At 62.5% G+C, this 23,208-nt stretch carries 22 protein-coding genes; 19 read left to right on the top strand and 3 right to left on the bottom strand.

The window, feature by feature from the left end; translation table 11 throughout:
* The first annotated feature begins 5 nt into the window (after window positions 1-5).
* The 6 genes from aroC to nusB all read left to right on the top strand — a co-directional run bounded on the left by aroC (window position 6) and on the right by nusB (window position 4,518).
* Window positions 6-1,205 (top strand): chorismate synthase, encoded by a 1,200-nt coding sequence (gene aroC / locus ACFX4T_RS08010; protein WP_216925558.1) that lies wholly within the window; start codon window positions 6-8, stop codon window positions 1,203-1,205.
* The gene (locus ACFX4T_RS08015) at window positions 1,205-1,771 is read left to right on the top strand and encodes a shikimate kinase (RefSeq protein ID WP_377651408.1); all 567 of its coding nucleotides are present in this window, start codon (window positions 1,205-1,207) and stop codon (window positions 1,769-1,771) included. The genes aroC and ACFX4T_RS08015 overlap by 1 nt, the downstream gene beginning before the upstream one ends.
* Window positions 1,768-2,859: a 3-dehydroquinate synthase gene (gene aroB / locus ACFX4T_RS08020; protein WP_377651409.1), complete on the top strand. Its 1,092-nt coding sequence runs from the start codon at window positions 1,768-1,770 to the stop codon at window positions 2,857-2,859. The genes ACFX4T_RS08015 and aroB overlap by 4 nt, the downstream gene beginning before the upstream one ends.
* Window positions 2,856-3,377, top strand: coding sequence for a tetratricopeptide repeat protein (locus ACFX4T_RS08025; protein ID WP_223946193.1), 522 nt, complete (start codon window positions 2,856-2,858; stop codon window positions 3,375-3,377). The genes aroB and ACFX4T_RS08025 overlap by 4 nt, the downstream gene beginning before the upstream one ends.
* Window positions 3,378-3,544: 167 nt before the next feature.
* Window positions 3,545-4,108, top strand: a complete 564-nt coding sequence (efp, locus tag ACFX4T_RS08030; RefSeq protein ID WP_011774957.1) for an elongation factor P — start codon at window positions 3,545-3,547, stop codon at window positions 4,106-4,108.
* The gene (nusB, locus tag ACFX4T_RS08035) at window positions 4,108-4,518 is read left to right on the top strand and encodes a transcription antitermination factor NusB (protein WP_216925562.1); all 411 of its coding nucleotides are present in this window, start codon (window positions 4,108-4,110) and stop codon (window positions 4,516-4,518) included. The genes efp and nusB overlap by 1 nt, the downstream gene beginning before the upstream one ends.
* A gap of 110 nt (window positions 4,519-4,628) precedes the next feature.
* Here nusB and ACFX4T_RS08040 read toward each other — a convergent pair whose 3' ends face one another.
* Window positions 4,629-5,882, bottom strand: a complete 1,254-nt coding sequence (locus tag ACFX4T_RS08040) for a PrsW family intramembrane metalloprotease (protein ID WP_377651410.1) — start codon at window positions 5,880-5,882, stop codon at window positions 4,629-4,631.
* Between the two features lie 176 nt (window positions 5,883-6,058).
* On the opposite strand from ACFX4T_RS08040, the gene pyrR reads away from it, so the two are divergent.
* The 13 genes from pyrR to ACFX4T_RS08105 all read left to right on the top strand — a co-directional run bounded on the left by pyrR (window position 6,059) and on the right by ACFX4T_RS08105 (window position 21,161).
* A complete protein-coding gene (pyrR, locus tag ACFX4T_RS08045) occupies window positions 6,059-6,643 on the top strand; it encodes a bifunctional pyr operon transcriptional regulator/uracil phosphoribosyltransferase PyrR (RefSeq protein ID WP_216925564.1) in 585 nt (194 codons plus the stop codon).
* Window positions 6,640-7,668, top strand: a complete 1,029-nt coding sequence (locus ACFX4T_RS08050; RefSeq protein ID WP_223946190.1) for an aspartate carbamoyltransferase catalytic subunit — start codon at window positions 6,640-6,642, stop codon at window positions 7,666-7,668. Before pyrR ends, ACFX4T_RS08050 begins: the two co-directional genes overlap by 4 nt.
* Window positions 7,668-9,023 carry a dihydroorotase gene (locus tag ACFX4T_RS08055; protein WP_377651411.1) on the top strand — a complete coding sequence of 452 codons (1,356 nt, stop codon included), beginning with the start codon at window positions 7,668-7,670 and terminating at the stop codon, window positions 9,021-9,023. Before ACFX4T_RS08050 ends, ACFX4T_RS08055 begins: the two co-directional genes overlap by 1 nt.
* Window positions 9,023-9,544 carry a hypothetical protein gene (locus ACFX4T_RS08060; RefSeq protein ID WP_377651412.1) on the top strand — a complete coding sequence of 174 codons (522 nt, stop codon included), beginning with the start codon at window positions 9,023-9,025 and terminating at the stop codon, window positions 9,542-9,544. Before ACFX4T_RS08055 ends, ACFX4T_RS08060 begins: the two co-directional genes overlap by 1 nt.
* Window positions 9,525-10,775, top strand: a complete 1,251-nt coding sequence (gene carA, locus ACFX4T_RS08065) for a glutamine-hydrolyzing carbamoyl-phosphate synthase small subunit (RefSeq protein WP_377651413.1) — start codon at window positions 9,525-9,527, stop codon at window positions 10,773-10,775. The genes ACFX4T_RS08060 and carA overlap by 20 nt, the downstream gene beginning before the upstream one ends.
* Entirely contained in the window at window positions 10,775-14,083 is a 3,309-nt protein-coding gene (gene carB, locus ACFX4T_RS08070; RefSeq protein ID WP_216925569.1) for a carbamoyl-phosphate synthase large subunit, read from the top strand. The genes carA and carB overlap by 1 nt, the downstream gene beginning before the upstream one ends.
* On the top strand, window positions 14,076-14,960 hold the full coding sequence (gene pyrF, locus ACFX4T_RS08075) for an orotidine-5'-phosphate decarboxylase (RefSeq protein WP_216925570.1): 885 nt from the start codon (window positions 14,076-14,078) through the stop codon (window positions 14,958-14,960). The genes carB and pyrF overlap by 8 nt, the downstream gene beginning before the upstream one ends.
* Window positions 14,961-15,059: 99 nt before the next feature.
* Window positions 15,060-15,386: an integration host factor, actinobacterial type gene (gene mihF / locus ACFX4T_RS08080; protein ID WP_216925571.1), complete on the top strand. Its 327-nt coding sequence runs from the start codon at window positions 15,060-15,062 to the stop codon at window positions 15,384-15,386.
* Between the two features lie 21 nt (window positions 15,387-15,407).
* Window positions 15,408-15,980 (top strand): guanylate kinase, encoded by a 573-nt coding sequence (gene gmk / locus ACFX4T_RS08085; RefSeq protein ID WP_223946185.1) that lies wholly within the window; start codon window positions 15,408-15,410, stop codon window positions 15,978-15,980.
* Window positions 15,981-16,019: 39 nt separating this feature from the next.
* Entirely contained in the window at window positions 16,020-16,280 is a 261-nt protein-coding gene (rpoZ, locus tag ACFX4T_RS08090; RefSeq protein WP_017197559.1) for a DNA-directed RNA polymerase subunit omega, read from the top strand.
* Between the two features lie 27 nt (window positions 16,281-16,307).
* Complete coding sequence (coaBC, locus tag ACFX4T_RS08095) at window positions 16,308-17,567, top strand: bifunctional phosphopantothenoylcysteine decarboxylase/phosphopantothenate--cysteine ligase CoaBC (protein ID WP_377651414.1); 1,260 nt, start codon at window positions 16,308-16,310, stop codon at window positions 17,565-17,567.
* 88 nt (window positions 17,568-17,655) lie between these two features.
* Entirely contained in the window at window positions 17,656-18,885 is a 1,230-nt protein-coding gene (metK, locus tag ACFX4T_RS08100) for a methionine adenosyltransferase (RefSeq protein WP_224090531.1), read from the top strand.
* Window positions 18,886-19,061: 176 nt separating this feature from the next.
* The gene (locus ACFX4T_RS08105) at window positions 19,062-21,161 is read left to right on the top strand and encodes a primosomal protein N' (RefSeq protein WP_377651415.1); all 2,100 of its coding nucleotides are present in this window, start codon (window positions 19,062-19,064) and stop codon (window positions 21,159-21,161) included.
* A gap of 27 nt (window positions 21,162-21,188) precedes the next feature.
* On the opposite strand, the gene ACFX4T_RS08110 is transcribed toward ACFX4T_RS08105, so the two are convergent.
* Entirely contained in the window at window positions 21,189-22,265 is a 1,077-nt protein-coding gene (locus tag ACFX4T_RS08110; protein ID WP_223946180.1) for a glycosyltransferase family 1 protein, read from the bottom strand.
* A complete protein-coding gene (locus ACFX4T_RS08115) occupies window positions 22,262-23,206 on the bottom strand; it encodes an alpha/beta fold hydrolase (protein ID WP_377651416.1) in 945 nt (314 codons plus the stop codon). Before ACFX4T_RS08115 ends, ACFX4T_RS08110 begins: the two co-directional genes overlap by 4 nt.
* Window positions 23,207-23,208: the final 2 nt, after the last annotated feature.

Here is a 23,208-nt window from a genome sequence, read left to right on the forward strand (position 1 = left end):
GTTATATGTTGCGTTGGTTGACTGCCGGTGAATCCCATGGTCCGGCTCTGATCGGAATTGTTGAAGGCGTGCCCGCCGGTGTTGAACTCACCAGTGGGCAAATCCGTGATGCCTTGGCGCGTCGTCGCCTGGGCTATGGGCGTGGTGCCCGCATGAAGTTTGAACAGGACGAAGTCACGATCCTCGGTGGCGTACGCCACGGCATCACCCAGGGTGGTCCGGTCGCTATTCAGGTGGGCAACACCGAATGGCCAAAGTGGGAGCAGATTATGTCTGCTGATCCTGTGGACCCTGAAGTCCTTGCCGACCAAGCCCGCAACGCGCCCCTGACGCGCCCGCGTCCTGGGCATGCCGATTTCACCGGGATGCAGAAGTACGGCTTTGACGAAGCCCGTCCGGTCCTTGAGCGCGCAAGTGCGCGTGAGACCGCCACCCGTGTTGCTCTCGGTACCGTTGCCGCCCAGTTCCTTAAGCAGCTGGGCGTGGAATTGGTAAGCCATACCGTTTCCATTGCCAGCGTCACCGTACCCGAGGGCAAGGCGTTGCCTCTGCCCAAGGACGTCATCGCCCTTGACGCAGATCCCTTGCGCTGCTTCGACCGCGAGACTTCGGATGCAATGGTCGCCGAGGTGGATGCCGCCCACAAGGAAGGCGAGACCCTTGGAGGCGTGGTTGAGGTCCTTGCCTACGGACTTCCGCCTGGATTGGGCAGTTACGTCCACTGGGACCGCCGCCTCGATTCCCGACTGGCCGCTGCGCTGATGGGCATCCAGGCCATTAAGGGCGTTGAGGTCGGTGACGGGTTCCTCACCGCTGCCCGCCGCGGTTCTGCAGCGCACGACGAAATCCTCAAGGATGAGAACGGCAAAATTATTCGTCAGACCAACCGTGCCGGCGGCATTGAGGGTGGCATGAGCATCGGCGAAGTTCTGCGAGTCCGTGCCGCCATGAAGCCTATTGCCACTGTTCCCCGCGCGCTGCGCACCATTGATGTCAGCACCGGGGAACCAGCCAAGGCCCACCACCAGCGTTCGGACGTTTGTGCAGTTCCAGCAGCGGGCGTTGTGGCCGAGGCCATGGTGGCCCTTGTCCTCGCAGAAGCCATTGCCGAGAAGTTCGGTGGCGACTCCGTGGCCGAGACCACGCGTAACCTGCAGAGCTACCTCGAGAACATCCCGGCAACCCTGGACTCGGTCGGACGGTAGTGGGCCGCCCAATTCAGGACGGCTGTTCTGGCCGTCCCGTCGTCCTCGTGGGCCCTATGGCGGTTGGCAAGTCTGCGATCGGCCAGCAGCTGGCCCAGCAGCTCGGCGTTCCATTCGTGGACACCGACGCCGTGGTGGTCGCAGCGCACGGCAGCATCGCGGACATTTTCGCCGGCCGGGGTGAACACGCCTTCCGGGAAATTGAAGCCCGGGCAGTGGCGAAAGCCATCGAGGCCGCCAAGGAGCAGCCCAGTGTGATCTCGCTTGGTGGCGGCGCCGTCCTGGACTCGGGAACCCAGCAATTACTGGGGGAGTGCACCGTGGTTTACCTGGAATGTGACGCCTCGACTGTTGCGGACCGGATCGAGCGAAACACCGGCAGGCCTTTGCTGCAGGGCGACGCAATGTCCCGTTGGGAGGCGCTGTTTGCCACCAGGCGTCCTGTGTATGAGCGTCTTGCAGACATCGTCCTGGACGTCCGTTCGGGATCCGTGGCTGAAATCGGCCTCCAACTGGAGGAGCGGCTGCGCCAGCATGCAGCCTTGAAAGAGGAAGTTGAAAAGTGAGCAACGAAGCAACCGTCATCAAGGTGACCGGCCAATCCAGCGCGGAGAACTACGACGTCGTAGTGGGCCGTGGCCTGCTCGAATCGCTTCCTGCCAAACTTGGCGAACGGGTTCGACGCGTGCTTGTCATTCACCCGCGCGCTCTTCGCCTGACCGGCGACACCGTCCGCGATGAACTCGAAGCTGCGGGCTTCACTGCCCTGACGGCAGAAATCCCGGACGCCGAAGAGGGCAAGCACATTCAGGTTGCCGCCTTCTGCTGGCAAGTTCTGGGACAGAACGATTTCACTCGCTCGGATGCGATCGTGGCCGTGGGTGGTGGCGCGGTGACCGACCTAGCCGGATTCGTGGCGGCTACGTGGCTGCGCGGCGTCAAAGTGATCCACATGCCAACCAGCCTGCTGGGTATGGTGGACGCCTCTGTTGGCGGCAAGACAGGTATCAACACGGCCGAAGGCAAGAACCTAGTGGGGTCATTCCATCCGCCGGCGGCTGTACTCGCCGATTTGGACACCCTCAAGACCTTGCCGCGGAACGAACTGATCTCCGGGATGGCAGAGGTCATCAAGTGCGGCTTTATCGCCGATCCCGCGATCCTTGACCTCGTTGAAAAGAACACGGACGCCGTGATGGATCCGGAATCTGACGTTGTCCGTGAACTCATCGAGCGTGCCATTGCGGTCAAAGCCAACGTAGTCTCCCAGGACCTCAAGGAATCCGGGCTGCGCGAAATCCTGAACTACGGACACACCTTGGGCCATGCCATTGAACTCGTGGAACGGTACTCCTGGCGCCATGGTGCGGCCGTTTCGGTGGGCATGATGTTCGCTGCTGAACTGGCGCGAAGCGTTGGAAGGCTCTCCGACGCCGACGCCGACCGGCACCGTACCATCCTCGAGAGCCTTGGATTGCCCATCACCTACCGCAAGGACCGCTGGCAAGGCCTGCTGGATGGCATGCGCCGGGATAAGAAGTCCCGTGGCGATCTCCTGCGCTTTGTTGTCCTGGATGGCGTAGCCAAGCCCGGCATTCTGGACGTCCCCGATACGTCCCTGTTGTTTGCCGCCTACCAGGAGATTGCGTCGTGATGACCGCCCTCAGGGAAGGCGTCAGCGATTGGCCAACCGCAGGGTTCCCGGGCGTCCGCATGAATCCCGACACTCTGCTGCCCGTCGTCGTCAATGAAGACGCACTGGAATCAGCGTTGGCTGCTTCGGAAGATCCGGCGGACCGCATTATGGCGCTGCTGCTGGAGAACCAGCCCAAGGAAGCAGCGGAATTGCTCGCCGAAGCCCGCTACAAAGACCCGGAATCCTTCCGATTGCGGATTTTTGAAGCTGAAGTCCACCGGGCCACCAACCGCCTGGACCGTGCCATCCAACTGTTCCGCCAGCTGCTGCAGGAAGTCAACGGCACGTCCAAGGAAGCGATCGTGCACCAGTATTTGGGCAGGGCCTACTTCGTGAGCGGAAATGCGCTGGCAGCGTCCGAAGAGTTCGCCAGGGCCCTCGACCTGAGGGTTGCCAACGCCGCCGATGCCGCGCTGATTTACTCCTCCGCAGTTGCCCTCCAACGGGCCAGGGACGTGCTGGAACTCGCATCCTGATCCAGGCTGGAACCACCCGAAACCAAGCCACTTCCCATTTGCCGGTAGAATGGTTCTTGGATTTTTGATAAATACGCGCTGGCACGCCTTTTGGCATGCTGGCTGGCATACCCGGCTGGAAGCTAGAAACCGTAGCTAGAACCAGTGAGAGAAACCAGAGGATACGAGTGGCAACCACAAACGACATCAAGAACGGAACCGTACTGAAGCTCGAGGGCCAGCTCTGGAACATCATTGAGTTCCAGCACGTCAAGCCGGGCAAGGGTGGCGCTTTCGTTCGCACCAAGATGCGCAATGTCATGTCCGGCAAGGTGGTTGACAAGACCTTCAACGCCGGCCTGAAGATCGAGACCGCTACGGTTGACCGCCGTGACTACCAGTACCTGTACCAGGATGGCGAAGACTTCGTCTTCATGGACACCCAGGACTACGACCAAATCACCGTTTCCGGTGCTACGGTGGGCGACGCCACAAACTTCATGCTTGAGAACCAGATGGTGAACATCGCCATCCACGAAGGCACTCCGCTGTACATCGAGCTGCCGCCGAGCGTCGTTCTCGAAATCACCTACACCGAGCCCGGCCTGCAGGGCGACCGCTCCTCGGCAGGCACCAAGCCTGCAACCGTGGAAACCGGCTACGAAATCCAGGTTCCGCTGTTCGTGGAGCAGGGCACCAAAGTCAAGGTTGATACCCGCGATGGCAGCTACCTGGGCCGGGTCAACGACTAGTGAGCGCACGCGGTAAAGCCCGTAGCAGGGCACTTGAAGTACTTTTCGAGGCGGAGCAGCGTTCCGTTTCGGCTTTCGACGCGCTCAAGGCGCGTCGGGAGAAGACGGATCTCGTCATTAACCCTTACACGATGGAAATCGTTGAGGGTGTCGTCTCCATGCAGCCAACCATCGATGAGTTCCTGCAGACCTATGCCCAGGGCTGGACGCTGGAGCGGATGCCTTCGGTAGACCGCATCATCCTCCGCATTGGTGCCTGGGAGCTCCTCTACAACGACGAAGTCCCGGACGGAGTGGCAGTCAGCGAAGCTGTGGCCCTCGCCAAGACGATGTCCACGGACGAATCACCGGCCTTCATCAACGGCTTGCTCGGCCGGCTCCAGAAGCTCAAGCCGTCACTGCTCGCGTAGGAGCACTGCCGGACTGCTTCAGGCCCGAAAGGGCCGAGTCGAAATGGCTAAGTCTCAATCAGGCTTGAAAGGACCCGCATCCACGCAGGATGCGGGTCCTTCTCTTTCTGCTAGTGCAGCACTGCCGCCCGGAGCTCTGGAATCGCGCGAAGATGGTCAAGTTCGTCCTGCTGATGAACCGGCACATCGCGGCCGCTGAGGATGCGTTGGCGGGTGAACGCCAAGGCCGTGGCACCCTTGATGAATGCCCGCATCTGCGCCGCACGTCCACGCGAGGCTGCCCAGCGAACCGCCTGTCGCCTTCCTTGGGATGTTGCGAGCATTTCAACTTCGGCTGGCGTGAACCATCCGGCCCTGGCATATTCGAGCAGCCGCTGGCGCGTGAGTTTGCCTTCGGCAAGGCGCAGGAAAATGATGCCGAGGGCCGCGATCAGGAAGATCGGCACCTGCACCACGAAGTAGTCCAGCAGGAAGTCCTGGCCCATGCTGTTCCACCGGTTGTGCAGGAACATGGCCGGCAGGAGACCGATGGCGAAGGCCAGCACTGCATAACCGGAATGCCATCTCCGGGCGGCGAATCCCATAATCAGGCCGGTTGTCCCCGTGAAAATGGCGTGGGCGAAGGGTGACATGACACCGCGAAGGATAAAGATGCGGACAAGGTCCGTGCCGGGCTCCGATGAGGAGGCGATCTCACGGCCGAAGTAGAGGATGTTCTCGGTGAAGGCGAAGCCGGCGGCAATGGTAAAGGCAAAGACCACACCATCCACGGGACCATCGAAATATTTCCGGGCGCCAAGGATGAGAAGCAACAGGCCAAGCGATTTGGTGAATTCCTCCACGATGGGAGCCTGGACCGTAGCCATGAAATAGGTGAATGCTTCTTCGCTGGTGGTAGGAGCTGCCAAGGCGAAGAGGGGCTGGATCAACAATGTTCCGGCGATCGAGACTGCAGCTCCCCACGTGAAAGCGAACCACAGCAGCCTGTTCGGTTCGGGCTCCCAACGGTCAATGAGCCGTACGGTCAGCAGCACCACCGACAACGGGATCAGGGAGGCGATGAACCCGATCACGAAGCCTGTGATTCCTGTATTGCCCAGAAGGAAGGGAACCACCAGAAGAAGACTGCCGAAGACCAATATGGCGCCTGCCACGAGCAATGGGAGAGTTCCCGGCGACCGGCGTCCCCGGGATACCGGTGGTGCCGCCCAGGTCTGCTGGGGAAGGCCCCCGGGGTTCCCCGGCGCTGGTTGGTAGTTTCCGGGCTGTACGCGTCCGATCCACGTGGGATTGGCTGCCGGTTCCAGGTACGGCCGCGGGTAGGGTTGGTGTCCGCCTGGGGGCCCAGGATGGTCGCTGCTCATGGCTTAGAGCCTATTGCACAGGCTGAATGTGAGCTTTGCACAGGCCGAATGTGAGCTTTAACTCACGCCTCGTCTGTGGCCTGGTGAGGCTGGCAGTTTCCGCTGTGGTAGTTTTGGAAGGCAAATATTCCTTTTTTAATTCCGTCCCGTGAGGCGGGGAAAGGGGAGACGAGCGAATGACTGAAGTCACTTCAGCGCAGGTTCCGTCGCGGGTTGTTCTCAACCAAGCGGACATCGATCGCGCGCTGACTCGTATCGCCCATGAGATCCTCGAAGCCAACAAAGGTTCGCAGGATCTGGTTCTTCTGGGCATTCCCAGCCGCGGTTATCCCTTGGCCGTGCGGCTCGCCAACAAGATCGCTGCGGCTGACCCCAGCGTCAACGCGGAAACGATCGTCGGGCAACTCGACGTCACCATGTTCCGTGACGACCTTTCGCACCAGCCCACCAGGCCGCCCCACCACACACGCCTGCCACTGTCCGGTATCGACAACAAGGTTGTTGTCCTCATTGATGACGTCCTGTATTCGGGCCGCACCATCAGGGCAGCGCTTGATGCCTTGGTGGACCTTGGCCGTCCCAGGATTGTCCGCCTCGCCGTCCTGGTGGACAGGGGCCACCGCGAGCTTCCCATCCGGGCGGACCACGTAGGCAAGAACCTGCCCACTTCCTCCGCGGAAAAGGTCCGCGTCCACCTTGAGGAAATCGACGCCGTGGACGGCGTCCCGGTCAACGAAGTAGTAATCGAGGCCGGAAAGTGAAGCACCTCCTCTCCACTGAGAACCTCAGCGCCTTCGACGCCATCCGCGTGCTGGACACCGCCGAAGAAATGTCGGCGGTGGGCGACCGCGAGGTCAAGAAGCTCCCTGCCCTCCGCGGCCGCACAGTAGTGAACCTCTTCTTTGAGGACTCCACCCGTACCCGGATCTCCTTCGAAGCTGCAGCAAAGCGGCTTTCAGCCGATGTCATCAACTTCGCCGCCAAAGGCTCCTCGGTTTCCAAGGGCGAGTCCCTCAAAGACACAGCGCAGACGCTGGCCGCCATGGGCGCGGATGCGGTGGTCATCCGTCATTGGGCTTCCGGTGCTCCGCACCGGCTTGCCGCCACGGACTGGATCGACGCCGCAGTGATCAACGCAGGCGATGGTACCCACGAACACCCCACGCAGGCGCTGTTGGATGCGTTCACTATGCGTCGCCACTGGTCCCAGCTGAACGGGACGAAATCCAGCGGAGCGGACCTTCGAGGCATGCGTGTGGCGATCGTCGGAGATGTCCTGCATTCCCGCGTGGCCCGGTCCAACGTTTGGTTGTTGCGCACGCTGGGTGCCGAGGTCACGTTGGTGGCGCCACCCACACTGCTGCCGATCGGCGTCGAGCACTGGCCCTGCAAGGTCAGCTACAACCTGGACGAAACGCTGGAAGCGGGCGTCGACGCCATGATGATGCTGCGCGTCCAGGGTGAGCGCATGCATGCCTCGTTCTTCCCGTCTACCCGAGAGTACTCACGGCGCTGGGGCTTCGACGACGCCCGGCTTCGGGCACTGGATGACCTTGGCATGAAAGACACCATCATCATGCACCCCGGCCCCATGAACCGTGGCCTGGAAATCTCCTCAGCCGCCGCCGATTCGCCCCGCTCAACAGTGCTTGCACAGGTACGGAACGGTGTTTCAGTGCGCATGGCGGCCCTTTACCTGCTGCTCTCCGGGGATTCCCGCGAAGCAACTGCCGCAACGGCAGCGACCACCCACGCTGTAAGCCAGCCCACCAAGGAGAGCAACTGATGGCCGAGAACACGTACCTAATCCGCGGGGCCGCCATTCTCGGCGGCGAAGCCGAAGACCTGCTGATCCGCGACGGCATCATCGCCGCTCGGGGCAAGGACCTCCACGACGACGACGCCACCGTGATCGACGGCACGGGCCTGGTTGCCCTCCCCGGCATGGTTGACGTGCACACGCACTTGCGCGAGCCCGGCCGCGAAGATGCGGAAACGGTCGAAACCGGCACTCGTGCCGCGGCTCTTGGTGGCTTCACGGCCGTCCACGCCATGGCCAACAGCAACCCCGTTGCAGACACGGCAGGCGTCGTCGAACAGGTCCACAGCCTCGGCCGCGCATCGGGCTGGGTGGACGTGCGCCCCGTTGGCGCCGTCACGGTGGGCCTGGCCGGTGAACAACTTGCCGAACTGGGTGCGATGGCGGATTCCCGCGCCCAGGTGCGGATGTTCTCCGACGACGGCATCTGCGTGCACGACCCCGTGCTGATGCGCCGCGCGCTGGAGTACGTCAAAGCGTTCGACGGCGTGGTGGCCCAGCACGCGCAGGAACCCCGCCTTACCGCAGGGGCACAGATGAACGAAGGCGCCGTCTCGGCGGTGCTGGGTCTTGCCGGTTGGCCGGCCGTGGCGGAGGAAAGCATCATCGCCCGCGACGTCCTGCTCACGCAGCATGTGGGTTCCCGCCTCCACGTTTGCCACGTCTCCACCGCTGGATCTGTTGAAATCGTCCGCTGGGCCAAAGCCCGGGGAATCAACGTCACGGCCGAGGTCACGCCCCACCACCTGCTCCTCACTGACGAACTGGTCCGCAGCTACGATCCCGTGTACAAGGTCAACCCGCCGCTGCGTACGGATGCCGACGTCCAAGCGCTCCGCGAAGGCCTCGCCGACGGCACGATCGATGTCGTCGGCACGGACCACGCCCCGCACCCCAGCGAGCACAAGGAATGCGAGTGGGCGCAGGCGGCCATGGGCATGACCGGCCTGGAAACGGCACTGTCCGTGGTTCAGGAGACCATGATCGAAACCGGACTCATGACGTGGGCAGACTTCGCCCGGGTCACCTCCTTCACCCCGGCAATTATTGGCCGCGTAGCGGACCAGGGCCGGCCGTTGGAGGAAGGCGAGCCCGCCAACGTCATCCTGGTGGACCCGGCTGCCCGCTGGACGGTTGACCCCCATAAGATGGCCACCATGGGCCGCAATTCACCGTTCAAGGGCAAAGAGCTGCCCGGATCCGTGGTCGCAACCTTCTTCAAGGGCCACCCCACCGTTCTCAACGGCAAGCTCAACACTCCGTACAGGTACGCCGGAAACTACCCAACCCCGGATGCCGCCGGGGCAGTCAGCGGTAGCTGATGAACAACCAGACACTCACTGTGCTCATCACGGTGCCGTTGATCATCGTCGTCCTGATGATGATCTGGATCGGGTGGCGGAACCGGCTCAGGCGACAAGCCGACGTCGAACGCCTCCCGGAGGTGCCACAGCGGCTGACACCGGCCACGGTCGTAGCGGAGGGCCAGTACGTTGCCACTACCACGGCAGGGGACTGGCTGGACCGCATCGCAGTGCAGGGCCTTGGAATCCGCACCAACGCGGAACTGAGCGTCCACGCTGAAGGCATCTTGTTCGACCGCTCAGGCGCCGCCCCGGTATTCATCCCGCGCTCCGCGGTGGCTGACAGCCGCCAAGCAGCCGGCATGGCCGGGAAGTTCGTGGAAAAAGACGGACTCCTGGTCATCAGTTGGAAGCTGGGCGGCAAGGAACTGGATACCGGGTTCCGGACCAGGCATGCAGCCGACAAAGAGCTCCTCCTCGAAGCCATCCAAGAATTGATCTCCGCAGCCCCTCAGGCAGATGCCGATAGTGGAAAGTAATAAAGTGACGGACAGTAAAGCAGCCACCACACCCACCCCCTCAGCAGCAGTACTGGTGCTCGAAGACGGCCGCATGTTCCGCGGCCGTAGCTACGGCGCCCAGGGAACGGCCCTCGGTGAGGCCGTCTTCGCCACCGGAATGACCGGCTACCAGGAGACCATCACCGATCCTTCCTACGCCCGCCAGCTCGTGGTGCAGACCGCACCCCACATCGGCAACACGGGCGTCAACAGCGAGGACGCTGAGTCCCGCCGCATCTGGGTGGCTGGCTACATTGTGCGCGATGCCGCCCGCCGCCCCTCCAACTGGCGCTCGGAACGCAGCCTCGATGACGAACTCGTCGAGCAAGGCATCGTGGGCATCCAGGGCGTCGATACCCGTGCCATCACCCGCCACCTCCGCGAGCACAAGACCATGCGCGCAGGCATCTTCTCGGGTGCGGCCGCACAGGCATCGGACAAGGAGCTCCTGGACGCAGTGCTGGCAAGCGCTCCCATGGAAGGCGCAGCGCTGGCTGAAGAGGTCTCCATTGACGAGGCTTACGTCGTGGAACCCAAGGACCACGGCTGGGAAGGCGAGCCCAGGTTCTCCATTGCCGCCGTCGACCTCGGCATCAAGGCCATGACCCCGGTCCGCTTCGCCGAACGCGGCGTGCGGGTGCATGTCCTTCCGGCGACGTCCACCCTGGAGGAGGTCAACGCGGTCAACCCGGACGGCTTCTTCATGTCCAACGGTCCGGGTGACCCCGCTACCGCAGACCACCAGGTTTCACTCCTGCGTTCGGTGCTGGACGAGAAACTGCCGTACTTCGGCATTTGCTTCGGAAACCAGATCCTGGGCCGCGCCCTCGGCTTCGGCACCTACAAGCTGCGGTACGGCCACCGCGGCATCAACCAGCCGGTGATGGACCGCCGCACGGGCAAGGTCGAAATTACCTCGCAGAACCACGGCTTCGCCGTCGACGCCCCGCTGAACGGTGCCACTATCGCCCCCGAGGAGCGTTATGGCCGCGTCGAAGTCAGCCACGTCTCCTTGAATGACGACGTCGTTGAAGGCCTTGCGTGCCTGGACATCCCGGCGTTCTCGGTCCAGTACCACCCCGAGGCCGCGGCTGGCCCGCACGATGCTGCATACCTCTTCGACCGCTTTATCGACCTCATGGCCGAAACCAAATCGGCCACCTCCGGCGCCGCCAACACCACCGACTCCAAGACTGAGGACAAGAAGTAATGCCCAAGCGTACAGATCTCAAGAGCGTCCTTGTCATCGGTTCCGGCCCCATCGTTATCGGCCAGGCAGCCGAGTTCGACTACTCCGGCACCCAGGCTCTCCGCGTCCTCAAGGAGGAAGGCCTCCGGGTCATCCTCGTGAACTCCAACCCCGCCACGATCATGACGGACCCCGAGTTCGCCGATGCAACCTACGTTGAGCCCATCACGCCCGAGGTCGTTGAGAAGATCATCGCCAAGGAGCGTCCGGACGCCATCCTGCCCACCCTGGGTGGCCAGACGGCCCTGAACACTGCCATCGCATTGGACAAGAACGGTGTGCTGGAGAAGTACAACGTGGAACTCATTGGCGCGAACATTGCTGCCATTGAGCTTGGGGAAGACCGAGAGAAGTTCAAGGGCGTCGTTGAGCGCTGTGGCGCCGAGTCGGCCCGCAGCCACATCATCCACACCATGGAAGAGGCCTTCGCTGCTGCTGAGGACCTCGGCTACCCCATGGTGGTCCGGCCGTCCTTCACCATGGGTGGCTTGGGCTCGGGCTTGGCTTACAACGAGGATGACCTCCGCCGCATCGTCGGCCAGGGCCTCCAGTACAGCCCCACCTCCGAGGTCCTGCTCGAAGAGAGCATTCTCGGCTGGAAGGAATACGAGCTTGAGATGATGCGCGACAAGAACGACAACGTCGTTGTTGTTTGCTCCATCGAGAACTTCGATCCCGTAGGCGTCCACACCGGTGACTCCATCACGGTTGCTCCGGCGCTGACCCTCACGGACCGCGAGTACCAAAAGCTTCGGGACGTCTCCATCGCCGTTATCCGTGAAGTCGGCGTGGACACCGGTGGCTGCAACATCCAGTTCGCCATTGACCCCGCCACGGGCCGCGTAGTGGTAATCGAGATGAACCCGCGCGTATCGCGTTCCTCCGCGCTGGCTTCCAAGGCAACCGGCTTTGCCATCGCCAAGATCGCCACCAAGCTCTCCCTTGGTTACACCCTGGACGAGATCCCGAACGACATCACCCAGAAGACGCCCGCGTCGTTCGAACCCACCTTGGACTACGTAGTGGTCAAGGTTCCGCGTTTCGCCTTCGAGAAGTTCCCGGCAGCCGACAACACGCTGACCACCACAATGAAGTCTGTTGGCGAAGCCATGGCCATGGGACGCAACTTCACCGAAGCACTGCAGAAGGCACTTCGCTCGCTGGAGCAGAAGGGCTCGCAGCTGGACTTCAGCTCCGTTCCGGAGTACGAGGTGGCTGAGCTCATCGAGAAGGCCAAGCGTCCCACGACAGACCGCCTTTACCAGGTGCAGCGCGCGCTCCTGGGTGGCGCCACGGTGGAAGACCTCTTCGAAGCCACCAAGATTGATCCTTGGTTCCTGGACCAGCTGCAGCTCCTTAACGAGACCGCGCAGGAGATCCGCAAGGCCGGCGTCCTCACCGAGGAAATGCTGCGCAACGCCAAGCGCCACGGCTTCTCCGACGAACAGATCGGTGCCCTGACGCACAACAATGAGGCAGTGGTCCGCGGGGTCCGTCAGGCCTTGGGAATCCGTCCGGTCTACAAGACTGTGGATACCTGTGCTGCAGAGTTCGCTGCCTACACGCCGTACCACTACTCGGCGTATGACGAGGAAGATGAGGTAGGCCTGCACGCCAAGCCCTCTGTCATCATTCTCGGTTCCGGCCCCAACCGCATTGGCCAGGGCATCGAGTTCGACTACTCGTGCGTCCACGCCTCCATGGCGCTGCGCAAGGCCGGCTACGAGACCGTCATGGTCAACTGCAACCCCGAGACAGTCTCCACCGACTACGACGTCTCAACGCGCCTCTACTTCGAGCCCTTGACCCTCGAGGACGTCCTCGAGGTCATCGCGGCTGAAGAGCGCACGGGTGGCGTCATGGGCGTCTTCGTCCAGCTCGGAGGCCAGACGCCCCTGAAGCTCGCACAGCAGCTTGCCGACGCCGGCGTGCCGATCCTGGGCACGTCGCCTGAGGCCATTGATCTCGCAGAGCACCGTGGCGCCTTCGCCCGGGTCCTGGACGAGGCCGGCCTGACCTCCCCGAAGAACGGCACCGCAGTTTCCTTCGAGGATGCCAAGAAGATCGCTGACGAGATCGGTTATCCCGTGCTCGTCCGTCCGTCCTATGTCCTGGGCGGCCGCGGCATGGAAATCGTCTACGACGAAGCCAACCTTTCCCGCTACATTGCCAACGCCACGGAAATCACGCCGGATCACCCCGTGCTGATCGACCGCTTCCTCGAAGACGCGGTCGAAATCGATGTCGACGCCCTGTTCGACGGCACCGACATGTACCTCGGCGGCATCATGGAGCACATCGAAGAGGCGGGTATCCACTCCGGAGACTCCGCCTGTGTCCTTCCTCCGATCACACTCGGCAGCAACGTGATCGAGCGCGTTCGGACGGCTACGCGGGCCATCGCCGAGGGCGTGGGCGTCCGTGGCCTCATCAACATCCAGTTCGCGCTGGCCTCGGACGTCCTCTACGTCCTTGAAGCCAACCCGCGCGCTTCGCGGACAGTGCCCTTCGTTTCCAAGGCAACCGGGGTGCAGATGGCCAAGGCTGCCGCTCTCATTGGTACCGGCGTCACCATCAACCAACTGCGCAGTGCCTACAAGATGCTGCCGGAAACCGGTGACGGTTCCACGTTGCCCCTGGACGCGCCGGTCGCCGTCAAGGAAGCCGTCCTGCCGTTCAGCCGCTTCCGTACGCCGGAGGGCAAAGTTGTCGACTCCCTGCTCGGCCCGGAAATGCGGTCCACAGGCGAAGTGATGGGCATCGACAAGCACTTCGATACCGCATTCGCCAAGAGCCAGGCCGCCGCAAACAACGCGCTGCCCACCGAAGGCAAGATCTTCGTTTCCGTGGCCAACCGCGACAAGCGCTCGGTGATCATGGGCGTCAAGCGCCTCTCGGACCTCGGCTTCGAGATCGTCTCCACGGGTGGCACGGCTGACGTCCTGCGCCGTAACGGCATCCAGGCGACTCCGGTCCGTAAGGTGGCCGAGGGCAGCAGCGCTGAAGGCGAAGGCACCATTGCCGACCTCGTCATTGCCGGCGAGATCGACATGGTCTTCAACACCCCGTCCGGCGGGGAAGCCCGCAGTGACGGCTACGAGCTCCGGGCAGCGGCCACATCAATCGGCATTCCCTGCATCACCACCGTGGCTGAATTCAACGCAGCCGTGCAGGCAATTGAGGCACTGCGCACCTACGAATGGTCAGTCACCAGCCTTCAGGAGCACGCAGCCAACCTCAGCGAATCCCAGGCCGCCGTCAATGCCTGACATCGTTGGTGCGCACGAGGCCCAGGATGGACAGCAGCCGGTCCGGGAGTCATTTGGCTCCCGGCTGGCTAGCGCAATGGCCACCCGTGGTCCGCTGTGTGTTGGAATCGATCCCCATCCCCAGCTGCTGGCTGACTGGGGACTGAACGACGACGTCGCCGGGCTGGAGCGCTTTTCGCTCAGCGTTGTGGAAGCCGTGGCTTCCCTCGCTGCCGCAGTGAAGCCGCAGGTGGCGCTTTATGAGCGTCACGGCTCTGCGGGCATGGCTGTCCTGGAGCGGACGTTGGCCGCAGCCGCTGATGCGGATGTGCTGAGCATCGCCGATGCCAAGCGCGGTGATATCGGTTCCACCATGGCTGCCTATGCAGATGCGTGGCTGCGTGACGGTTCGGCCTTGGCCGCGGACTCGGTGACCTTGAGTCCCTACCTCGGCTTCGAGTCCTTGCGTCCGGCGTTGGACCTTGCTGCGCAAAATGGCAGGGGAGTCTTTGTGCTCGCATTGACATCCAATCCGGAGGGAAAGTCTGTCCAGCACGTTGGCGGAAGCAATTCCGTCGCTCGGGGGATCGTTAATGCGGCCGCATCCGAGAACCAGCGGTACTCGGGTGTCCTGGGTTCAGTGGGACTTGTTGTGGGCGCCACCATAGGTTCTGCACTCAAGGATCTGGACATCGACCTCGGCCCGGTCCGCGGAGCTATCCTGGCGCCCGGCTTGGGGGCGCAGGGTGCTACGCCGGCGGATCTCCGCTCGACCTTCGGCGCAGCCTATCCAACAGTGCTGGCTACGTCGAGCCGGGGCATCCTTGCCGCCGGTCCAACGAGTGCTGCGTTGCGGGCGGCTACCCAGGAAACGCTGGACAGCCTGCGGGCGGAATGATTCGCTGGCGCCTCATTGCGCAACCCGCCGCCTGCCGGTAGGTTCAGGATCAGTTTCGCGTGACGTGAATCACAAATCCGATCTGACAGGGGTTTGGCCGTGGGTCTGAAAGAGCTGACACCGCAGGAGCGTTCCGATGCTTTGGATAAGGCTGCAAAGGCGCGCGCTGTGCGGGCCGCAGCCAAAGAACGGCTCAAACGCGGTGAAGTGAGCATTGCTGAGCTGATCTCTTCAGGCACTACGGATGAAGCCATTGCGCGGATGCGGGTAGTGGAGCTCCTGGAGGCACTCCCGGGCATAGGACCTGTACGTGCGGCCGGGATCATGGCGGAGATAGGTATCGCCGGATCCCGGCGCATCAGGGGCTTGGGCATTCACCAGGCCCGGGCGCTGGTAGATTTTATGGATACCCAGCAAAGCGTTTGACGCATCTCCCCGAAGGAATCCGTGAGCAAGAAACCTGGACTGACTGTCCTCGCAGGCCCAACTGCTGTTGGCAAGGGAACCGTATCCACCTACATCAGGGACAACTATCCAGAAGTTTGGCTTTCCGTCTCCGCCACCACCCGTGCGGCGCGTCCAGGGGAGAAGGACGGGGTTCACTACTTCTTCAAGTCCGCCGACGAGTTTGACTCACTGGTAGCCGATGGCGAACTCCTGGAGTGGGCCGTGGTCCACGGCCACAACCGCTACGGTACGCTCCGGAGCACCGTCAATGCTGCGATTGCGGAGGGGAAATCGGTACTGCTCGAGATTGACCTCCAAGGTGCACGGCAGGTAAAGGCTGCTGTGCCGGATGCCAAGTTCGTCTTCCTGGCACCGCCCAGTTGGGAAGAAATGGTGCGGCGGCTTGTTGGTCGCGGCACTGAATCTGCCGAGGAACAGCAGCGCAGGCTGGAAACCGCTAAACTGGAACTTGCTGCTGAACCGGAGTTTGACCACACCGTCATTAATGACGACGTTCGCCGGGCAGCGGACGAGCTTGTTTCACTCATGGGGCTAACCCCGCACGAGCGCTAAGCGCTTGCACTTGTCGGCCCGCTAGAATTTGGAGAATTCGTGTCCACGAACCTTGAAGGCATCATCAACCCGCCGATCGATTCGCTGCTTGAGGCTGCCGATTCCAAGTACGGACTGGTGATCTTCGGCGCCAAGCGTGCCCGCCAGATCAACGCCTACTACGCCCAGCTGCACGAGGGCCTCTTCGAGTACGTCGGTCCCTTGGTAGACACCAAGCTGAACGAGAAGTCATTGTCGATCGCCCTCCGCGAGATCAACGAAGGCCTCCTGGTTTCCACGCCGATCGAGCCCGCAGAATAAAACAGACTGCCTGTTGACGGAGGTCACGTGCGCATAGTCCTCGGAGTCGGGGGAGGGATCGCAGCCTACAAGGTTGCATCGCTCCTCCGGCTTTTTACTGAAGCCGGACACCAGGTGACGGTGATCCCAACCGAAGCAGCCACCCGTTTCGTCGGTGTTGCCACGTGGGAGGCGCTCTCCGGGAATCCGGTCAGCAACAGCGTCTTTGACGACGTTGAGAAGGTCAACCATGTGCGTCTGGGCCACGAGGCTGACTTGATCGTCGTCGCGCCGGCTACGGCAGATCTCCTCGCAAAGGCGGCAACCGGCCAGGCCGGCGACCTCCTCACGAATACGCTCCTTATGGCGCACGGGCCGGTGCTGTTCGCTCCGGCGATGCACACTGAAATGTGGCAGCATGCAGCAACCCAGGCCAACGTGGAAACCTTGCGGAGTCGAGGCGTCACAGTCCTTGAGCCAGCCAGCGGCCGCCTGACCGGTGCTGATTCCGGTCCGGGCCGCTTGCCCGAACCGGAGGCAATTTTCACGGCAGCCATGGCATTGGCCGAGGCCGCTACTGAGGCGGATTCGCCCCAGGCTGTGCCGGCAACCCATGCTTCCCTTGCTGGCCGAACGGTGACGATTTCGGCTGGTGGGACCAGGGAAGCGTTGGACCCGGTGCGTTTCCTGGGTAACCGCTCGTCAGGCAAACAGGGTGCGGCCCTGGCAGCGGCTGCGTTGGCTGCCGGTGCAACCGTTCGTTTCCTTGCCGCGCATATGGACGTCGAGCCGCCCGCCGGCGTCGAGCTTGTCCGCGTTGAGTCCGCCCTGGAACTGCGTGAGGCAGCGCTGAAAGCTGCGGTGGATTCCGACGTCGTCATCATGGCTGCCGCTGTGGCGGATTTCCGTCCCGCGGAGGTTTCGGATACCAAGATCAAGAAGGTCGACGGCGAGGACGCACCCTTGGTACGCCTGGTTCGGAACCCGGACATCCTGCATGAGCTCGTCGAACGGCGCAACGCCGAGGGTGGCCAGCAGCTGATCGTGGGCTTTGCCGCCGAGACGGGCGATGCCCAAGGTGACGTTCTGGAACACGCCACGGCGAAGCTCAAACGCAAGGGCTGTGACCTCCTGGTGGTTAACCACGTCGGGGTTGGGCGCGTCTTCGGCCAGGATGACAACTCCGTAGTGATCCTTTCCGGCCATGGCGCCGACCCGGAGTCCGCTTCCGGATCCAAGGCTGACGTCGCCGCGGCAGTCGTGGATCGGGTGGGCTCCGAATTGGCCAGGGTTTTTCCGGCCCGGTAACATCCCCCGGCGGTAGCCTCCGCCCGAAATTCTTAGCATAGGGACACACGGCAGATGCCGCCGCCCCGCAACACAGTAAGGTGGTCGAGTGACTTTACCGCTGCACCATGAACATCATGGCACCCCGTCCAAGCTCCGGCTCTTTACGTCCGAGTCGGTCACTGAAGGGCATCCAGACAAGATCTGCGACCAAATCAGTGACGCCATCTTGGATGGGCTGCTGGCTGCTGACCCTGAATCCCGGGTAGCTGTCGAGACCATGGCCACCACCGGCCTGGTCCACGTGGCCGGTGAAGTAACCACTGACGCTTACGTCGAGATACCGCAGATTGTCCGCGAAACCATTCTCGGCATCGGCTACGACTCCTCTGCCAATGGTTTCGATGGTGCCCGCTGCGGCGTCTCAGTGTCGATCGGGCAGCAGTCCAATGACATCGCCGGTGGGGTCTTCAACTCGCTTGAGGCGCGTGAAGGCCGTCAGGAGGACGACTACGACCTCCAGGGCGCGGGCGATCAGGGCATTATGTTCGGTTATGCCAGCGACGAAACTGCGTCCTACATGCCGACGCCCATCTGGCTTGCCCACCGTTTGTCCGAGCGCCTTACCGAGGTCCGCAAGAGCGGCGAACTTGCGTACCTCCGTCCGGATGGCAAGACGCAGGTCACCGTTGGGTATGACGGCGATCGCCCGGTTTCGGTTGAAACGGTGGTGATTTCCAGCCAACACGCCGAAGACGCGAGCTTGGAGCAACTGCGCGCCGACCTCGCGAGCCACGTCATCGATCCCGTTCTGGCGGCGTCCAACCTTGACATCTCCCATGTAGCCAACATCCTGAACCCTGCGGGTGCCTTCGTGATCGGTGGCCCGGTTGGCGATGCAGGCCTGACAGGTCGGAAGATCATTGTCGATACCTATGGCGGGTTCTCCCGGCACGGTGGAGGCGCGTTCTCCGGCAAGGACCCGTCCAAAGTGGATCGTTCAGCTGCTTACGCCATGCGCTGGGTTGCCAAGAACGTGGTAGCTGCAGGTCTGGCCAAACGTGCGGAGATCCAGATTGCCTACGCGATTGGCCAAGCCCGTCCGGTCGGAACGTACGTAGAGACCTTCGGCACGGAAACTGTTGACCCTGCCCGTATCAGTGAGGCGATCAACGAGCTCTTCGATCTCCGCCCCCGGGCCATCATCGACGCCTTGGACCTCAAGCGTCCCATTTACACCAAGACGGCGGCTCACGGCCATTTTGGCCGCGACGAGCCCGACTTCACGTGGGAGCGCCTGGACCGTGTGGCGGACCTGAAGGAATTTTTCAACGCCTGATCTCCCGCTCATCTGCTTGTGCCAGCCGGTGTTTGTAACTTTGTCGGTGGCCCATGATTGGCTGGAGCCAGAGAGATGCCCGCAGTGGGTCGATCCCGCTGCGGGCATCCTTCGTTCCTGCGCGGGAAGTCGTTCCTGCGTGGAAAGCCCGCGCAATTGAGTTGGAGGTGACGAGCATGGCCGGACACGAAGCCCAGCCGTCGCTGCTTCAACCCTCTTTGCTTCAAGGTTTCCCTGACAAGCCTCCCGTCAGTGGACCCCCGTTGGCTTCAGTGAATCCCGTTGCCCGTGTGGTGCTGGAATCCTCCCTGCCACACCTGGACCGGCCCTTCGATTACAGCGTGCCCGCTGAACTCGGTAATTCCGCCGTTCCCGGAGTCCGCGTGAAAGTGAAGTTCAACGGCCAGGAGCTCAATGGCTTCGTGCTGGAACGCGTCGAGACTTCGGATGCCGGCCATCCGCTGACCCCACTTCACAAAGTAATCTCCACGCTACCGGTCCTGACGCCCCAAATCGCTGAGCTGGCTGGAACGGTAGCTGCGCGCTACGCCGGAACCTTGAGCGATGTCCTGCGTACTGCTGTTCCCCCTCGCGTTGCCAAAGTGGAGAAGGAGCTACTCTCCGGGGGCGCAGCACCAGAATCGGAGCTTCCGTCAACTGTGCCGGACGCCCATGCCTGGGGTTCCTACTCCAACGGAGCCTCGTACCTCCATCACCTCACCGGTGGCGGATCGCCCAAGGCTGTCCTCACGGCGCTGCAGGGATTCGGCCCTGGGGGTTGGCCTTCGTTGGTTGCCGCGGCTGTTGGGGCAGTCCGGGCATCCGGCCGTGGTGCAGTGGTGGTCGTTCCGGATTACAGGGATCTTGAACAGCTGGAGGTGGCCCTCGCCAAGGTCCTGCCGGCGGGTGACGTCGCGCGGCTCACGGCTGACGATGGTCAAACTCCGCGCTACCGAAGCTTCCTGCGAATCCTCAGTGGCGAAGCGCGTGTAGCCATCGGCACGAGGTCTGCCGCCTATGCGCCGGTGCGGGAGCTGGGACTCGTGGTTTGTTGGGACGACGGCGATGACCTCCACATCGACCAACGGGCTCCCTACGCGCACACGCGGGAAGTACTGCTCCTACGGGCCGAGCAGGAGAATGCAGCCTGCCTGATGGCATCGCACAGCCGCAGCACTGAACTCCAGCGCCTGGTTGAAATGCAATGGGCTGTGCCGATCGAGGCGCCCCGAACGGTCATTCGCTCCACTGTTCCGCGGGTCCTGAACACAGCTGACAGCTTTGAACAGGAACGGGATCCCCTGGCCCGGATTGCACGTTTGCCGGGAGCGGCATGGCGTGCTGCCAAGGAAGGCTTGGAACATGGCCCTGTGCTGGTGCAGGTTGCACGTGCCGGCTACGCGCCCTCCCTGGCTTGCGAGACGTGCCGGGAGCTGGCCCGCTGCAACAACTGCCAAGGACCGCTTGCAATCTCCAGCAGTTCCGCCCTGCCGCTTTGTCGTTGGTGTTCCACGCCGGCACCGCAGTGGCGCTGCAACCATTGCAACGGCACACGCCTGCGCCGGGTTGCGGCAGGAGCCGTGCGAACAGCGGAGGAACTCGGGCGGGCTTTTCCTGGACAAACGGTTATCACATCGTCGGGGGAGAACATCAAGGCAACGGTGCCTGACGCTCCGGCATTGGTCATTGCCACAGTTGGCGCCGAACCCGTGGCTCCCCAGGGGTACGCGGCAGCGCTGCTTCTGGATGGCAATTCCTTGCTCCGCCGGGAAAACCTGCGCGCCGGCGAGGACACCGTTCGGCGGTGGTTCAACGCGGCGTCGCTGGTGAAACCCTCCAAACAGGGTGGGCTGGTAGTCATCACCGCAGACGACACAAGCGCCACCGGAGCCCTGCTGCGCTGGGATGCACCGGGCTACGCGTCGCGTGAACTGGCACTTCGGAAGGAACTCCAGCTTCCGCCGGCAGTGCGGGTAGCTTCAGTGACCGGGCCAAGGGCCGACGTCGGGCGTTTTTCCGATACCTTCGAGGCAAGCGTCAAGCTGAAGTCCGCTACGAAGCTGCGCAGCGCCGGTCCGGCGCCACTTCAGCTGTTCTCCAGTGGTGCCCAGGGCGCTGGAAGTGAGGCCGAAGCAGACGTCCGCACTCTGTACTTCATTCCCTACGCAGACGCCGCAGACGCTACCCGCGCCATGCGTGCTGTCAAGGCAGCGAACGCAGCGAAACGGACAGCCGGCCCAGTGCAACTGCGGCTCGACGGCGTGGACGTCTTGTAGCCATCAACTACCGGTTGGGCGGGCACGCTAGCGCTTACGAAGTGCCACGACCTCTTCTGCCGCAGCCAGCAACTGCCGGGCGGATTCATCCCAGTTGAAGTCTCCGGCACGTTCCACGGACCTGCGGGAACGTTTTTGCCACAAGCTGTCATCGCCCAGCGCCGTGACGGCCGCAGCAAACTCCGAGGGCGACTCGGGGTCAACATAGCTGACCGCATCGGCGCCCACTTCCCGGAAAATCGGAATGTCGCTGGCGATAACAGGAGTTCCCAGTGACATCGCCTCCACCAGGGGCAAGCCATATCCCTCGGCCCGCGACAAGCTGACGAGTGCAGTCGCCCTGATCAAAAGTTCTTCATACTCGGCGTCTGTTACACCGTTGTGGAACTGGACCTTGGCCCCGTGGGGGACCATGGCCTCGAGTTCCGCCCGACGCTGGGGCGTAATCCGGCTGAGCAAGTGCAGGGTGTAATCCGGCAGGCCAGCCATTCCCCGAATCATGGTTTCCACGTTCTTGTAGGGCATGAACGAACCCATGTACAGCAGGGTCTTATCCGCCCCGGCCGAAGGGTCGCGGGGAGTCTGGCCGGGCTGCGGCGCATTGCCAACGATCCGCACGGGGCGGCGGGTCAAGGTGTACTTGGCCATCAAAGCCTCTGTGGTCCTGCTGATGGTAGCCACCACGTCAGCCCGGTTCAGCAGCACGCGCTGCGGCCAGAACGCCTTGTGGTACAGCCTCCAGAGCAGCCGTACAGGAGCCGGAAGGAACCCCGGGGGAGCGGGGTGTTCGTAATAGATGAGGTCGTGCAGCGTAAGGATCAGGCCATACTTCCGCCCCAGGGTTCCCATGGTCTGCATGGGGCATACCACGACGTCCGCACCCAAGGAGTTGACCTTGCGGGCAACGAACAGCTCGCGTGGGGACAGCGGGCTGTTGACCATCACGTAGGGCACGTCGGGAAGCAACGCGAGTTGGCGTTTGTCATGGATGAGCATGGTGACATCTGCAATTTTGGATGTTGCTGCAATGAGGCTTGAACCGTACCGGCTGATGCCATCGTGGTGGTCCGTCCTGGTGAAGCGGGCGTCGATGACAATTTTCACGCGGGGTGTTCCTCCAAGAAGGTGCGGATAGCTGCGGCCGCCGGGGCCGGCGTCTCGTAATGGATCAAATGCCCGACGTCGGGAATCACTTCCAGGGTGGCCTCGGGAAGGCGCTCCATCAGTTTGTACTGGTTGGGCAGGGTGGCGATCTCGTCTTTTTCCCCGGCTATTAGCAGTACGGGGAGGCGTAACTCCCCGGCGACGTCTGCCACGGTACCGGACACGGATGCCTTGAAGGATTCGAGCAGGCTCCTTCGGTCCGCGAAGGCGCTGAAGTAGGCATCATGCTGGCCATGGATGAAGCGGCGCAGGTCTTTGTCTTTGGTCTTGGCCATGGTGATGCTCATGACCCGGACAATGGCCCGGTTGCGCAGGAGGGCAAGTCCAAGGCGCCTTGGAAGCTTGGCGGACACCTGGTAGTAAAACACCGCGAGCTTGGTCATGATCCCTTTGGGACCCTCCAATGCGGGTGCAGCGATGGGGTTGACCAGGATCAATGGATAAATGGCGCCGGGATTCCGGGCCGCAAAATGGCTCGCGACGATGGAACCAAATGAGTGGCCCAGCAGCACGGTCTTGGGGCCCAGACCGAGTGCGGCCATGAAGCCGGAGATGAAACGACCGTAACGCTCAACCGTATGTTCGTCGTCACAGAAAGGATCTGAACTGCCAAAAGCCGGGAGGTCCGGCATGATGATCCGCATGTCCGGAAGCAGGTCCGCGACACGGAGTAATCCATGGTGGTCACCCCGAAAACCGTGAATGACCAAAATCGTGCGGGCATCCTGTGTGGGTTTGATGGGTTCGTACGTCCAATACGCTACGTTGCTGCCATCTACGTCCACATCAGAGGCGATAGTGCGGCCCTGTAGGGACTCGCTGATGAATTCAATCGGGGCATCTGCGTCTTCCGGGGTATGCGCGGTGTCCACTTTTTCCATTC

Source organism: Paenarthrobacter sp. YIM B13468 (genome assembly GCF_042788025.1).
GTDB lineage: Bacteria > Actinomycetota > Actinomycetes > Actinomycetales > Micrococcaceae > Arthrobacter > Arthrobacter aromaticivorans.

Coding starts and splice junctions, on each gene's coding strand:
- carB (WP_216925569.1), top strand. CDS start 10,775: ATGCCCAAGCGTACAGATCTCAAGAGCGTCCTTGTCATCGGTTCCGGC.
- ACFX4T_RS08060 (WP_377651412.1), top strand. CDS start 9,023: ATGAACAACCAGACACTCACTGTGCTCATCACGGTGCCGTTGATCATC.
- ACFX4T_RS08115 (WP_377651416.1), bottom strand. CDS start 23,206: ATGGAAAAAGTGGACACCGCGCATACCCCGGAAGACGCAGATGCCCCG.
- ACFX4T_RS08055 (WP_377651411.1), top strand. CDS start 7,668: ATGGCCGAGAACACGTACCTAATCCGCGGGGCCGCCATTCTCGGCGGC.
- pyrR (WP_216925564.1), top strand. CDS start 6,059: ATGACTGAAGTCACTTCAGCGCAGGTTCCGTCGCGGGTTGTTCTCAAC.
- ACFX4T_RS08105 (WP_377651415.1), top strand. CDS start 19,062: ATGGCCGGACACGAAGCCCAGCCGTCGCTGCTTCAACCCTCTTTGCTT.
- carA (WP_377651413.1), top strand. CDS start 9,525: ATGCCGATAGTGGAAAGTAATAAAGTGACGGACAGTAAAGCAGCCACC.
- aroC (WP_216925558.1), top strand. CDS start 6: ATGTTGCGTTGGTTGACTGCCGGTGAATCCCATGGTCCGGCTCTGATC.
- pyrF (WP_216925570.1), top strand. CDS start 14,076: ATGCCTGACATCGTTGGTGCGCACGAGGCCCAGGATGGACAGCAGCCG.
- ACFX4T_RS08040 (WP_377651410.1), bottom strand. CDS start 5,882: ATGAGCAGCGACCATCCTGGGCCCCCAGGCGGACACCAACCCTACCCG.